Genomic DNA, 13,910 nt, shown 5'->3' on the forward strand with positions numbered 1-13,910 from the left:
AGGGACTCGCTCTGACGACAGGGAGTGAGCTGAAATGATCTTGCTGGGTCTACTCCTGGTCCTGCTCGCCGGTGGCGCCATCGCCTTGGTGGCCGCCGAGGAGACCTCCAGGTACATTCTGTTCGGCTACACGTTCGAATTCAATTCGTTCGGCATGTTCATCGCCGGTGCCGTGACCACGGCCGTGCTGCTGCTGGGCATCGCGATGATCAGCTCCGGTTCCCGCCGGTCGGCCAAGCGTCGCCGCCAGAAGCGCGTGGCGAGCGCCGAGGCCTCCAGCCGGGTGGCCCGGCTCGAAGAGGAGAAGCGCGAGCTGGAGCGGAAGCTGCAGGACGAGCACGAGCACGCCGCCACGCGCGAGCCTGAGCACGCGCGCGAGCCGGACATGCGCGAGACGCAGAACCTGCGCGTGCCCGAGCAGGTGCGCCGGCCCGAGCACGCACGCGAGCCCGAGCCCGGGCACGAGTCCGAGTCGACCGACCGGCTCGTGGCCGGTGGCGTCGAGAACCCCAGGCGGCGATAGCCCTGAGCGCGGCAGGCGCGGGGGCGTCAGGGCCCTCGCGCCGAGCCGTCGCCAGAAATCCCGGCAAAATGGGGTGTACTCTGCGAGGCGATCTCATCATGCCTCCGGAGGTCGCATGCCCCCCACGCGTGGCCGTCCCATCGCCATCAAGCTCCTCATTCTGCTGATCGTCCCGCTCACGTCATTGGTCGGCCTGTGGGCCTTCGCGGCGACACTGACCGGCGGCGACGGCCTGCGCCTGCTGGAGATCAACGATCTGGTGACGAACCTGGCCGACCCGTCCGAGCAGATCAACGTCGAGCTCCAGAACGAGCGGCTGGCCTCCGTCGAGTTCCTTACGACCAAGCGCGGCACCGCCCAGCTGGCCAGGCAGCGCGCCCAGACGGACAAGGCCGTCGCGGACTTCCGCAAGCTGGCCGCCGACCAGCAGGCCATCTCGTCCGGGATGGCCGTGCAGCTCAGAGCTCTGTACGACCGGCTCGACGCGCTACCCGCGATCCGGCGCCAGGTCGACGGCGGGAACCCCGCCCCGCTCAACGTGATCGACGGCTACAGCCAGATCACCGACGCCTCCTTCCGCATGTACGACGCGATGATCCTCATGCCGGACATGACGCTCTACCGGCAGGCCCGCGCCGTCACCATGCTGGGCGAGGCCAAGGACCTGCTGTCGAGAGAGCGGTCGATCATCGCCGTGGTCCTGGACAGGGGCAAGGCGACCACCCTTGAGCGCCGGGAGTTCACCGGCATGGTCGCCACCAGGCGCCTGCTCTACACCCAGGCGCTGTCCCACCTCGACTCCGAGCTGCGCGGGCCGTACGAGCAGCTGGTCTCCTCGCCCGCCTACCGCGAGTTCATGCGCGCGGAGGACGCCATCATGGGCCAGGCCACCACGAACGGCCTGCCCGCCACGGCGGCCACCTGGCCCGTCGACGCGAGCAACCTGTGGACGGCCGTCGATCGCAACCAGCGCCAGGCCGTACGGGAGATCACGCAGCGCGTCACGCCCACGGCCGTCAACGTGCTGATCAAGATCGGCGTGGCGGGCGGCGTCGGCCTGCTCGCGGTCCTCGCCTCCATCCTGCTGTCGCTCCGCTTCCGCGGCCGCCTGGTACGCGAGCTCGCCGGGCTCCGCGACGCCGCCACCGAGCTGGCCGAGGTACGCCTGGTGGCGCTGGTCAAGCGGCTGCGTACGAACGTCGGCGCGCCGACGCCCGACGAGCTGCCACCGCTGGAGGTGAAGACGGACACCAGCGAGGTGCTGGACATCGTGCAGGCGTTCAACAACGTGCAGGCCACGGCCGTGACGGCGGCGCTGAGCCAGGCCAGGCTGCGTCACGGCGTCAGCCAGGTCTTCGTCAACCTGGCCCGACGCAACCAGACGCTGCTCCACCGCCAGTTGCTGCAGCTCGACAGCATGGAACGCGGCGCGGAGGAGCCCGAGACGCTCGGCGACCTGTTCAAGCTCGACCACCTCACGACCCGCATGCGCAGGCACGCGGAGAGCCTCATCATCCTGTCCGACCAGGCGCCCGGCCGGGGCTGGCGCAACCCGGTGCCGATCCACGACGTGCTGCGCGCGGCCGTGGCCGAGGTCGAGGAGTATCCGCGGGTCGAGGTGCTGCAGCCGCCGCCCGTCTCCCTGGTCGGCTCGGCGGTCACCGACGTCGCCCACCTGATGGCCGAGCTGATCGAGAACGCCACCCTCTTCTCGCCGCCGCAGACCCGGGTGGACTTGCGGACCACGATCACCCCGCATGGAGTGACCGTCGAGGTCGAGGACCGCGGTCTCGGCCTGACCAGGGTCGAGCTCGACGAGCTCAACACGCGGCTGGCCGAGATGCCGGAGTTCGACCTGGCGCAGAGTGATCAGCTGGGGCTGTTCGTGGTGGCCAGGCTGGCGGCCAGGAACGGGATCAAGGTCACGCTCGACGTCTCGCCGTACGGGGGGCTCACCGCGCTGGTCAGTCTCCCCGCCGACCTGCTGGCCGACCAGCCCGTGCCCGCCTGAGATTCACCTACAGGGAGCTCTACAGGGGGCTAAGGTCCAGGAACGGGTCACTGAAGTGGGCGGTGGCCAGCACCGCGCGCTCCGCCCGCAGCGCGCCGAGCACTTCGGCGCGAGTGGCGGCCGCCGCCGCCTGGTCGTCGTCGTAGACGTAACGGACGCTCGGATCGGCCAGCTGCGCCGGGTGCAGCACCAGGTCGCCGGTCATCGCCAGCTCGCCCAGGCGGACGATCTGGTGGCCTGGGGTGTGCCCCGGGGTGAGCTGGACGCGTACGCCCGGCGCGACCTGGCAGTCTCCGTCGACCACCTGCAACTGGCCCTTGATCGGGGTGACGATCTGGTCGAGCATCGCGCCGTGGGCCGCGTCGACCTCGGCCTGCTGGAGAACGTACCTGGCGTTCTCGAACAGCGGCCGGCCGTCCGCGACCGCGCCACTGGCGTGGTCGCTGTGCAGGTGCGTGAGGATCACGGTGCCGACGTCGGCCGGTTCGACCCCGGCGGCGGCCAGCTCACCGGGCAGTGTCCCCGGCACCGGCGCCCAGCTCGACGCCGGTGAGTCCACAGCGCCGATGCCGGTGTCGACCAGGGTGACCCGGCCCGCCCGGTCACGTAGCAGGTAACAGTGGAAGTGCAGGATCCACGGCTCGTCCGCGAGCCCTCCCCCTGGGAACATCTCGGTGAGCGGGCGGCGGATCGCCGGGCCCATGGGACCCACGGCGTCGCAGAGAGGCGTCACTTCGACGCCGGAGATCGTGCGCGGTTTGTGTGGCATTCGCCCAGATTAGGCGGCCACGCGCTGGCGCGGAACGTACTCGTTCTCGACGTCGGCGGCGTAGACGGCGCGGCTGCAGTGGGCGCACCGATAGATGATCGGGCCCTCGTCGAGCTCGTTGTGACACCGCGGGCAACGGGTGCTGGTCTTCATCGTGATCCCCCCAAGGAGTTCGTGGTTCTATGAAAGCCTCATCGGATTGCAGCGGCCCTGCATCTCACTTGACAGGTTGCCGGTGCGTTGATGGGCGATCTGTGTCGTCGTGCACACCTGCTGCGGGTAATTCGCAGCACTCCGGCACCGAGAAGAACATTGTTACGCCGCACCCCCGGCGGCGAGGCGGAAGAAGCCAGAACCCCCCGGGAATAGCCCAAGCGGGCTAGGTGTTGTATGGGCCGGAACGTGTGATACGTTGCCAGCGGCGTTGAGCTTCCAGCTCCGCCACTTCCCCCATAGCCCGCCCCGGTGTTCCCGGGCCCGGCTCATTCTTCACACTCGCCGGCTTTCTTCGGCGGTGCCCTCGAGGAGGGTTCATCATGTCTGTTCAAACCATTCCCAAACCGCGCTCCGGCGCGCCCATTCGGCAGGTCAGCGGCCTGCTCGACGTACGGGAGAAGGGCGCCTTCATCCGCGCGGGACACCTGCCCGGCCCCGATGACGTCCGCGTGCCGCCCGACCGGGTCAAGCAGCTCGGCCTGCGCCCCGGCGACCATGTCGTCGCCACCGTCGCGGGCGGCAAACCGGTCGAGGTCGAGTCCGTCAACGGCACCGCCGACTGGCGGCACCGCCCGCACTTCGCGGACCTGATCCCGATCCATCCCACCGAACGCCTGCGCATCGAGACCGAGTCGCTCAGCACCCGCGTCATCGACCTGTTCGCGCCCATCGGCAAGGGCCAGCGCGGGCTCATCGTGGCCCCGCCCAAGGCCGGCAAGACCATGGTCATGCAGGCGCTCGCGGCGGCCATCGCGCGCAATCACCCGGAGACGCACCTCATGGTCGTGCTCGTCGGCGAGCGGCCGGAAGAGGTCACGGAGATGCGCGCCTCCATCAAAGGCGAGGTCTTCTACTCGACTTTCGACCACCCCGACCGCGACCATACCGCCGTCGCCGAGCTGGCCATCGAACGCGCCAAGCGCCTCGTGGAGAACGGCGAGGACGTCGTGGTGCTGCTCGACTCGCTGACGCGGCTCGGGCGCGCGTACAACAACCTGGCCCCCGGCGGGGGCCGCGTGCTCACCGGCGGCATCGACGCCACCGCGCTCTACCCGCCGAAGCGCTTCTTCGGCTCCGCGCGCAACGTGGAGGGCGGCGGCTCCCTGACCATCCTGGCCACCGTGCTGGTGGACACGGGGTCGCGCATGGACAACAGCCTGTACGAGGAGTTCAAGGGCACCGGGAACATGGAGGTGCACCTGGCCCGCGACCTGGCCGAACGACGCCTGTTCCCCGCGGTCGACCTGGGCATCTCCGGCACCCGCCGAGAGGAGATCCTGCTGCCGGCCGGCGAGCGGCAGGTGGTCTGGAAGCTGCGCCGGATGCTCGGCGCGCTCGATCGGCAGCAGGGGCTGGAGCTGCTGGTCGGCAAGCTCCGCGAGACCCCCTCCAACGCGGCCTTCCTGCTTGAGGCCGGCGCCTGACCCCCTGGCGCGTCAGGTACCCCCGGGCCATGACAATGGGCGCATGCTTGCTGACATCATCAAATACCTGGCCTGCCCCGTCTGTGCCCGTGAGATGTGGTTGGCGGGTGACACGCTCCGCTGCGCCGAGGGCCATGCGTACGACGTGGCCAAGCAGGGGTACGTGAGCCTTCTGGTCGGCTCGCGGACGCCGGGAACGGCTGACAGCGCGGCGATGGTGGCGGCACGCGCCGAGTTCCTGGGGACCGGACACTACGCTCCGCTCGCCGACGCACTCGCCGAGAGTGTGCGCTTGAGGATATTCGGCGCCAATGGCCGGGAAGACGATGCTTTCCGTAGGGATAGGTTCTCGGCACTGCCGGACGCGGCGGCCGAGAAGGCGTACCGTAGTGCCGCAGTGGCTCGTGGAGCAGGGGCGGCGCGGCACGACGCCGATCACGCGCCGGAGCCCGTGATCGTTGATGCCGGAGCCGGGACCGGTTACTACCTGGCGACGGTGCTGAGAGCGGTGGACCGTGGCATCGGGATGGCATTCGACGTTTCCAAGCACGCCGTGCGGCGTGCCGCTCGGGCACATCCGAGGGCGGGGGCCTTCGTGGCCGACGTGTGGCGGCCGTTGCCCATCAGGGACGGGGTGGCCGACGTGGTGATCGACGTATTCGCGCCGCGGAACGGTCCCGAGTTCCGGCGCATTCTGCGGCCTGGCGGCGCGGTGGTCGTCGTGACACCCGCTCAGGCGCATCTGAGCCCGCTCGTCGAGGAGCTGGGCCTGCTCTCCGTCGACGAGGAGAAGGAGCGGCGCCTGGCCAGGAGCCTGGAAGGCTTCGAGGAGACCGAGCGGCGGACGGTCGAGTTCGATCTGGAGCTGGGTCCCGACGAGGTCGCCGGAGTGGTGGGGATGGGACCGAGCGCGTGGCACACTGAGCCGACCGAGCTGGCGGAGCGGATTTCGAACTATCTGTCACGGGATGCTGTGAAAAAGCGGGAAAAAGTGGCGACCAAGGCTGCGTTCCACCTGTCTATCTTCGAGGCCCCGGCGCGATCAAGGGCTGTTCCTTGACGGACATCTGGGACTCGTGTTATTGATGGGGCATTTAGTCCGAAATTCCCCCACATTCCCGGAGTATTTCCGCGAGACAAGCGCAATACTGGACGGCAACCCACGCCCGGAGGCGGGGCGAGAGGGAGGGGGGCGCGCCGGATGAAGGCCGAGGAACGCTGGCAGGCCAGGTTCCGAGCGTCGCGCATGACGTTGCCCTCCTGGGCACGGCTGGCCCCGAACCGCTCGATCTATCGCTCCAACGCCACCGGCACCTGGGAGGTCTACGCCTGGGACCGCGCCAGCGGCGCCAACCGCCAGGTGACCGACCGGCCCAAGGGCACGGCCCACGCCGCGATCGACCCCACCGGCCAGTGGATCTACTGGTTCGCCGACACCGAGGGCGATGAGTTCGGCACGTGGTGGCGCCAGCCGTTCACCGGCGGCCCCGACGAGCAGGTCGCTCCCGACCTGGAGCCCGGCCAGCCGGGCGGCATCGCCCTGTCCATGGCCGGCCACGCGGCGATCAGCCTGGCCAGCGAGGGTTCGTTCAGGATCCATCTGGTACGGCCCGGCGAACCGTCCCGTCTGCTGTACGAGCACGCCGAGGCGGCCTGGGTCGCCGACATGTCCCTCGACGGCTCACTTATCGCGATAAATCATGCCGAGTATGGCGACTTCCGTCATCCGGCGCTCCGCGTCGTACGCCCGAACGGCGACGTCGTCGGCGAGCTCTACGACGGCCCCGACAAGGGCGTGATCGGCCTCAAGTTCGCCCCGGTGCCGGGCGACCGCCGCATGCTCGCCCTGCACGAGCGCCGTCAGCGTCAGGCTCCCCTGGTCTGGGACCCGGCGACCGACGAGCAGCGCGAGATCTGGATGAAGGACTCCGGCGAGCTGACCGCCAGCTGGTACGACGACGGCCGCGGCCTGCTGATCCTCCGCGACAACCGCGCCCGCAGCTACCTGCACCGCTATGACCTCGCGGGCGGCGGGCTGACCCTGCTCGAGACGCCCCACGGCGTGATCGACGCCGCCGCCCCGCGCCCCGGCGGCAACGTCGAATACTCCTGGTCCAGCGCCTCCCGGCCACCGGTGATCCGCTCCAGCAACGGCCAGGTCGTGCTCAACTCCAGCGGCCCTTCGGCGCCGCCGAGCGTGCCCGTCGAGGACCTCGACGTGCCCGGCCCCGGCGGCAGGATCCACGCGCTGGTCTCCCGGCCCGAGTCCGGCGCCGCGCCGTTCCCGACCGTCTTCCTGCTGCACGGCGGCCCGACGACGCACGACCGCGACGCCTTCTCCCCCGAGGTCGCGGCCTGGGTGGACGGCGGCTTCGCGGTGGTGCGGGTCAACTACCGCGGTTCGACTGGCTACGGCTCGGCCTGGCGCGACGCGCTCCACAGCGACGTCGGCCACATCGAACTGGCCGACGTCGCCGCCGTACGCGAGCACGTCGTGGAACGCGGCATCGCCGACCCCGCCAGGATGCTGCTGACGGGCACCGCATGGGGCGGCTATCTCACGCTGCTCGGCCTCGGCACCCAGCCCGAGCTGTGGACGGCCGGCATCGCGGCGGTGCCGATCGCCTGCCATGAGACCTCCTACGAGGACGAGGCAGAGAGCCTGCGCGCCTACCACCGCGCGCTGCTGGGCGGCTCGCCCGACGAGCAGCCCGAACGCTATGCGGCCAGCTCCCCGATCACGTACGTGGACCGGGTGGAGAGTCCGGTGCTGATCCTGGCCGGCGAGAACGACAGCCGCTGCCCGCTGCGGCAGATCGAGAAGTATGTGGCGAAACTTGCTGAGCACGGGCGGGAGCATGAGGTTTACGCCTACGACGCCATCCGTGGCTCGTTGGTCATGTCCGAACGGATCGCACAAATCGCGCTACAGCTTGAATTCGCCCGCAAGCATGTAAATCCACACTGATAATCGACAATTCGCCAAGTCGGCAGTCAACCGACAATGCCTATGAGAGTCGGTGGCGCGCCCATCAGGTCACTGGGCGGGTCTCTTCGGTCAGTGACGCACCCATATCAGTGGGCGCCCATCACGGGTCAGCGAGTGTGAAGACTGTCGAGAGGTCAGCGGGCGCGGAGGACCACGATCGCGAGGTCGTCCGCGCTCGGCTCCGTGGCGAAGTCGGCCGCCCCTCGGCGGATCCGCTCGGCCACCGCGCGGGCCGACAGCCCGGCGCACTCGGCCAGCAGCTTGGCCAGCCCGCTGTCGTCGTCGAGCAGCCGCCCGCCCGAGCGCCGCTCCGTCACCCCGTCGGTCACCGCCAGCAGCACGTCACCGTGGTCGAGATGCAGCGTGTCGGCCTCGAACACCACCTCGTGGAAGACCCCGAGCAGCGACTGCGGCGTCGTCACCGTCTCGACCACGCCGCTCGGCTTGAGACGCAGCGCCTCGGGATGGCCCGCGGACACCAGGCGTACCTCAAGACCGGTCGGCACCGGCGTGATGTCGCCGTGCAGCAGCGTGAGGAACCTGGCCCGCTCGCCCTCCTCCAAGATCGCCTGGTTGAGCCGGCCGAGCACCGCCGCCACCCCGTAGCCCTCGCGGGCGAGCAGGCGCAGGGTGTGGCGGGCCAGACCGGTCACGGCGGCGGCCTCCGGGCCGGTGCCGCACACGTCGCCGATCGCGAAGCGCCAGGAGTCGTCGCCGGCCTTGAACAGGTCGTAGAAGTCGCCTCCGACCTCGTTGGCCTCGCCGGCGGGCTCGTACACGACGCCGTAGTCGAGGCCGGGCACCTCGGGCTCGTTCGGCGGGAGCAGGCTGCGCTGGAGCGCCCGGTTGGCCGCGGCCTGCTGGGCGTAGACGCGGGCGTTGTCGGTGGCCAGCGCGGCCCGCCTGGCGATGTCCTCGGCGAACTGGATGACCTCGTCGGGGAAGCGGTCGGACCGGCCCAGGCACATCATGCCCAGGCCCCGGCCGCGCGCGGTCAGCGGGACCGCGAGCACCTGCGAGTCGGCCAGATGGACGGTGGAGGTGACGCGGGCGTCGGCGATCATCGCGTCCATGTCGCCCAGCTGCTCGCGCAGCCCGTCGATCCTGGCCTCGTCGGCGTGCCAGAGGTAGACCAGGCGCAGCGGTCCGACAGCGGTGTCAGAGGTGTAGACGGCGCACCAGCTCGCCAGTCGCGGCACCACGATCTGGGCGATGATGGCCGGCACCATGTCGGGGTCGAGAGTGCCCGCGAGCAGGTCACTCGCGTCAGCCAGGAACCCCAACCAATGCGGCCCTCTGGCGCTCTCCTCCAGCCATTCGGATGCCACTCTGTCCGTCGAGCCGGGTAGCGTGAGTCTTGCCCAATGGACACGAGAATCACCGGCGAAGGTGATTCCCCACTCCTCCACCCCCACAGACGGAGCCTTCGGGTCGCCCTGCGAGGTGCTCCGCTGTCTCAACTCGACCTGCACGGCGTCACCAAAATGCTTCCAGATGACTTCGAACGGCTCGTCCACCACCTGTTGTGCCAGGTCACCCGCGACCTGCTCGGCCAGATGCAGCACGCTGCCGACCGCCCAAGCGGTCATCACCTCACGGGTGAACCTCATCGCAGCCGTCACGGCGGTGTCGCCGGGCGCGAACGTAGCGGCCAGCACCGCATGGGGAGTCGCAGTCATCGCATCGTGCCTACCACACTTCCTGCTGACTTGGGGTAAATACAAGGACGCGACTATGAGCTACTCATCGTGACAGACTTGACTCACTCGCGGTGGCACCCCGGGAGTGAAGGAGGCCCCATGACAACGGCCAAGGCCGCATTGAGCTCTGAGGAGAGGACTTACACCGAGTCGGATCTCGTCCCGATCCTGGAGACCCTCTTCTCCTGGCGCGACGGCGACTTCCGCCGCCGGGTTCCGCATGCCCCGGCCGGCATCCTCAGTGAAGTGCGGTTGCTGCTCAACGAAGTGGCCGATCGTCGCGAACATCTCGCCAACGAGCTGGTGCGCGTACGCAAGGAAGTTGTCAAAGAGGGCCGCTTCGGCGAGCGGCTGACACCGGGGCCGGGAGTCGGCGCCTGGGCGGAGAGCGTCGAGTCGGTCAACATGTTGATCGACGCCCTGGTGAGCCCGGTGAGCGGTGCCGCCGACGTGATCGACGCGGTGGCCAAGGGCGACCTGTCGCGGCGGATCGACCTCGACCGCTCGGCCCGCGGCGAGGTGCGCCGCCTGGGCAAGGCGATCAACGGCATGGTCGACCAGCTCGCGCTGTTCAACTCCGAGGTCACGCGGGTGGCCAGGGAGGCCGGCACCGAGGGCCGACTGGGTGGCGGCGCCAACCTGCGCGGCATGTCCGGCAGCTGGCGCGACCTCACCGAGGCCGTCAACACGATGTCCTCCCGGGTGGCCGCGCAGGTGCGTGACATCGCGGTCGTGACCACCGCCGTGGCCAAGGGCGACCTGAGCCGCAAGGTGACGGTCGACGCCGTGGGCGAGATGTTCGAGCTCAAGAACACCGTCAACACCATGGTCGACCAGCTCTCCGGCTTCGCCGAGGAGGTGACCCGAGTCGCCCGCGAGGTGGGCACGCAGGGCCAGCTCGGCGGCCAGGCCCGGGTGTCGGGCGTGTCGGGAGTCTGGAAGGACCTCACCGACAACGTCAACTTCATGGCCAACAACCTCACCAGCCAAGTACGCAGCATCGCGACCGTGGCCACGGCGGTGGCCCAGGGCAACCTGTCGAAGAAGATCACGGTCGACGCGGAGGGCGAGATCCTCCAGCTCAAGGACACCCTCAACACGATGGTCGACCAGCTGTCGTCCTTCGCCGACGAGGTGACCCGAGTCGCCCGCGAGGTCGGCACCGAGGGCAAGCTGGGCGGGCGCGCCGAGGTGAAGGGCGTGTCGGGCGTCTGGAAGGACCTCACCGACAACGTCAACTCCATGGCGTACAACCTGACCTACCAGGTACGCAACATCGCCCAGGTGACGACGGCCGTGGCCAACGGCGACCTGACCCGCAAGATCGACGTGGACGCCCAGGGCGAGATCCTGGAGCTCAAGTCGACCATGAACACGATGGTCGAGCAGCTGTCGTCGTTCGCCTCCGAGGTGACCCGAGTCGCCCGCGAGGTGGGCACCGAGGGGCAGCTGGGCGGCCAAGCGCAGGTGCGCGGCGTCTCCGGGGTCTGGAAGGACCTCACGGAGAACGTCAACTCCATGGCCAACAACCTGACCTCCCAGGTGCGCCAGATCGCGACGGTCTCCTCCGCGGTGGCCCAGGGCGACCTGTCGAAGAAGATCACCGTCGACGCGCAGGGCGAGATCCTCCAGCTCAAGGACACCCTCAACACGATGGTCGACCAGCTGTCGTCCTTCGCCGACGAGGTGACCCGAGTCGCCCGCGAGGTCGGCACGCAGGGCCAGCTCGGCGGCCAGGCCCGGGTGCAGGGCGTGTCGGGAGTCTGGAAGGACCTCACCGACAACGTCAACTTCATGGCCAACAACCTGACCTACCAGGTGCGAAACATCGCCGAGGTGACCACCGCGGTCGCCAACGGCGACCTGACCCGCAAGATCGACGTCGATGCCCAGGGCGAGATCCTGGCGCTCAAGACCACCATCAACCGGATGGTCGACCAGCTGTCCTCGTTCGCCTCCGAGGTGACCCGAGTCGCCCGCGAGGTGGGCTCCGAAGGCCAGCTCGGCGGCCAGGCACGGGTCGAGGGCGTGGAAGGCACCTGGAAGCGGCTCACCGAGAGCGTCAACGAGCTGGCCGGCAACCTCACCACGCAGGTACGCGCGATCGCCACCGTGACCAGCGCCGTGGCCCGAGGCGACCTGACCCGTTCGATCGCCGTCGAGGCGCAGGGCGAGCTGGCGGAGCTCAAGGACAACATCAACTCGATGGTGGCCAACCTCCGCGAGACCACCCAGGCCAACCAGGAACAAGACTGGCTCAAGTCCAACCTGGCCCGCATCTCCCGGCTCATGCAGGGCCACCGCGACCTGTTCGAGGTGGCCAAGCTGACGATGAGCGAGCTGACGCCGCTGGTGTCTGCCCGCTATGGCGCCTTCTACGGCGTCGATCCCGAGGGCGAGCACGAGCTGCTGCTGATCGGCGGCTACGGCGTACGCCCAGACCGCGGCCCGCGCCAGCGCTTCGCGGTCGGCGAGGGCATCGTCGGCCAGGCCGCGGCCCAGGGCCGGCACATCGTCCTCGACGACGTGCCGCCGCGGTTCATCACCATCGACAGCGGTCTCAGCCAGTCGACGCCCGCGCAGATCGTCGTACTCCCGATCCTGTTCGAGAACCGCGTCCTGGGCGTGCTGGAGCTGGCCTCCTTCACCCCGTTCGGCGAGGTGCACCTCGACTTCCTGACCCAGCTCGTCGAGACCATCGGCGTCACGATGAACACCATCATCGCCAACTCGCGCACCGAAGACCTGCTGACGGAGTCCCAGCGACTCACCCGCGAGCTGCAGGAACGCTCTGACGAGCTGCAGCGCCAGCAGGAGGAGCTGCGCAGGTCCAACGCCGAGCTGGAGGACAAGGCGGCGCTGCTGGCCAAGCAGAACCGCGCCATCGAGATCCAGAACTTCCAGATCGAGCAGGCCCGCCGCACGCTGGAGGAGCGCGCCGAGCAGCTGGCCGTCTCCTCGCGCTACAAGTCCGAGTTCCTCGCGAACATGTCCCACGAGCTGCGCACGCCGCTCAACAGCCTGCTCGTGCTGGCCAAGCTGCTGACCGAGAACGCCGAGGGCAACCTGACCTCGCAGCAGGTCGAGTTCGCCAGGACGATCCACGGCGCGGGCTCCGCGCTGCTCCAGCTGATCAACGACATGCTCGACCTGTCCAAGGTCGAGGCCGGCCGGATGGACATCCATCCGATCCAGGTGTCGCTGCCGAAGATGGTCGACCTCCTGGAGGCGGCGTTCGCGCCGCTGGCCCAGGACAAGGGGCTGGCGTTCGCCGTCGAGGTGGACCGCGATGTGCCGCAGGAGTTGCGCGCCGACGAGCAGCGCCTGCAGCAGGTGCTGCGCAACCTGCTGTCCAACGCGGTGAAGTTCACCCCGAAGGGCGAGGTCAAGCTGCGGGTCACGCCGGTCTCGGCGGGGGTCCAGTTCGACGACGACACCCTGCACAGCGCCCACGACCTGCTGGCCTTCCAGGTGATCGACACCGGCATCGGCATCGCGCCCGACAAGCGTGAGGTCATCTTCGAGGCGTTCAGGCAGGCCGACGGCACCACCAGCCGCAAGTACGGCGGCACCGGGCTGGGCCTGTCGATCTGCCGCAAGATCGCCAGGCTGCTCGGCGGTGAGATCCACGTCGACAGCGAGCTGGGCAAGGGGAGCACGTTCACCCTTTACCTGCCGGCCTCCTACACCGGACCGCTGGCCGAGACCGACACCGACGCCGTGGTCGAGCGCAGGCAGCTGCTCGCCGTGCCGGTCGAGGAGACGGCGGCCGCGCTGCACGAGCCGCCGATGCCGCTCGACCTGCCGCTGCCCGAGCTGAACGAGCCGCCCGCCGAGACCAGCCAGTGGCACGGCGACGACCCGCTCAACGGCGCGAAGATCCTCATCGTCGACGACGACATCCGCAACGTATTCGCCCTGACCAGCGTCCTCGAACGGCACGGCTCCACGGTCGTCTACGCTGAAAACGGCCGGGAAGGAATCGAACAGCTCGAACGGAACGAGGACGTCGCTCTCGTGCTGATGGACATCATGATGCCGGAGATGGACGGCTGGGCCACGACCTCGGCCATCAGGCGCATGCCTCAGTTCGCCGATCTCCCGATCATCGCGTTGACCGCCAAGGTCATGCGAGGCGATCGTGAGAAGAGCATCGCCTCGGGCGCGTCCGACTACGTACCCAAGCCCGTCGACGTCGACCGGCTGCTCGAACGGCTGCGCGGTTGGCTCGGCCGGGGGCGGTCCACCGGCGAGTCCACCGCCGAAGGGGCGTGATCC

General features: G+C 69.1%; 9 protein-coding genes. 6 read left to right on the forward strand and 3 right to left on the reverse strand.

Annotation, left to right across the window (positions count from 1 at the left end):
• Positions 1-34: 34 nt before the first annotated feature.
• Together ACQP2T_RS59760 and ACQP2T_RS59765 are read left to right on the forward strand one after the other, a co-directional pair.
• Positions 35-523, forward strand: coding sequence for a hypothetical protein (locus tag ACQP2T_RS59760; RefSeq protein WP_433513519.1), 489 nt, complete (start codon positions 35-37; stop codon positions 521-523).
• Between the two features lie 115 nt (positions 524-638).
• On the forward strand, positions 639-2,534 hold the full coding sequence (locus ACQP2T_RS59765) for a sensor histidine kinase (protein WP_433513520.1): 1,896 nt from the start codon (positions 639-641) through the stop codon (positions 2,532-2,534).
• A gap of 19 nt (positions 2,535-2,553) precedes the next feature.
• Here the strand turns inward: ACQP2T_RS59765 and ACQP2T_RS59770 are convergent, their stop codons facing one another.
• Both ACQP2T_RS59770 and ACQP2T_RS59775 read right to left on the reverse strand, forming a co-directional pair.
• Positions 2,554-3,303 (reverse strand): MBL fold metallo-hydrolase, encoded by a 750-nt coding sequence (locus ACQP2T_RS59770; protein ID WP_433513521.1) that lies wholly within the window; start codon positions 3,301-3,303, stop codon positions 2,554-2,556.
• A 9-nt stretch (positions 3,304-3,312) separates the two neighbouring features.
• Positions 3,313-3,456, reverse strand: a complete 144-nt coding sequence (locus ACQP2T_RS59775) for a hypothetical protein (protein ID WP_357653584.1) — start codon at positions 3,454-3,456, stop codon at positions 3,313-3,315.
• Positions 3,457-3,839: 383 nt separating this feature from the next.
• Here ACQP2T_RS59775 and rho point away from each other — a divergent pair, with 383 nt between their 5' ends.
• The 3 genes from rho (at position 3,840) to ACQP2T_RS59790 (ending at position 7,911) form a co-directional block, all read left to right on the forward strand.
• A complete protein-coding gene (gene rho / locus ACQP2T_RS59780) occupies positions 3,840-4,943 on the forward strand; it encodes a transcription termination factor Rho (RefSeq protein WP_433513522.1) in 1,104 nt (367 codons plus the stop codon).
• Between the two features lie 94 nt (positions 4,944-5,037).
• Positions 5,038-6,003, forward strand: a complete 966-nt coding sequence (locus ACQP2T_RS59785) for a methyltransferase domain-containing protein (protein WP_433519988.1) — start codon at positions 5,038-5,040, stop codon at positions 6,001-6,003.
• Between the two features lie 141 nt (positions 6,004-6,144).
• A complete protein-coding gene (locus ACQP2T_RS59790) occupies positions 6,145-7,911 on the forward strand; it encodes a S9 family peptidase (protein WP_433513523.1) in 1,767 nt (588 codons plus the stop codon).
• Between the two features lie 155 nt (positions 7,912-8,066).
• Here ACQP2T_RS59790 and ACQP2T_RS59795 read toward each other — a convergent pair whose 3' ends face one another.
• Positions 8,067-9,611, reverse strand: a complete 1,545-nt coding sequence (locus ACQP2T_RS59795; RefSeq protein WP_433513524.1) for a PP2C family protein-serine/threonine phosphatase — start codon at positions 9,609-9,611, stop codon at positions 8,067-8,069.
• 120 nt (positions 9,612-9,731) lie between these two features.
• Here ACQP2T_RS59795 and ACQP2T_RS59800 point away from each other — a divergent pair, with 120 nt between their 5' ends.
• A complete protein-coding gene (locus ACQP2T_RS59800; protein ID WP_433513525.1) occupies positions 9,732-13,907 on the forward strand; it encodes a HAMP domain-containing protein in 4,176 nt (1,391 codons plus the stop codon).
• Positions 13,908-13,910 lie beyond the last annotated feature (3 nt).

The sequence above is a fragment of the Nonomuraea sp. CA-143628 genome, assembly GCF_050942315.1.
GTDB lineage: Bacteria > Actinomycetota > Actinomycetes > Streptosporangiales > Streptosporangiaceae > Nonomuraea.

Bases quoted from the DNA above. Each gene is read 5' to 3' on its own strand.
- ACQP2T_RS59760 (WP_433513519.1), top strand. From the start codon at position 35: ATGATCTTGCTGGGTCTACTCCTGGTCCTGCTCGCCGGTGGCGCCATC.
- ACQP2T_RS59765 (WP_433513520.1), top strand. From the start codon at position 639: ATGCCCCCCACGCGTGGCCGTCCCATCGCCATCAAGCTCCTCATTCTG.
- ACQP2T_RS59770 (WP_433513521.1), bottom strand. From the start codon at position 3,303: ATGCCACACAAACCGCGCACGATCTCCGGCGTCGAAGTGACGCCTCTC.
- ACQP2T_RS59775 (WP_357653584.1), bottom strand. From the start codon at position 3,456: ATGAAGACCAGCACCCGTTGCCCGCGGTGTCACAACGAGCTCGACGAG.
- rho (WP_433513522.1), top strand. From the start codon at position 3,840: ATGTCTGTTCAAACCATTCCCAAACCGCGCTCCGGCGCGCCCATTCGG.
- ACQP2T_RS59785 (WP_433519988.1), top strand. From the start codon at position 5,038: ATGTGGTTGGCGGGTGACACGCTCCGCTGCGCCGAGGGCCATGCGTAC.
- ACQP2T_RS59790 (WP_433513523.1), top strand. From the start codon at position 6,145: ATGAAGGCCGAGGAACGCTGGCAGGCCAGGTTCCGAGCGTCGCGCATG.
- ACQP2T_RS59795 (WP_433513524.1), bottom strand. From the start codon at position 9,611: ATGACTGCGACTCCCCATGCGGTGCTGGCCGCTACGTTCGCGCCCGGC.
- ACQP2T_RS59800 (WP_433513525.1), top strand. From the start codon at position 9,732: ATGACAACGGCCAAGGCCGCATTGAGCTCTGAGGAGAGGACTTACACC.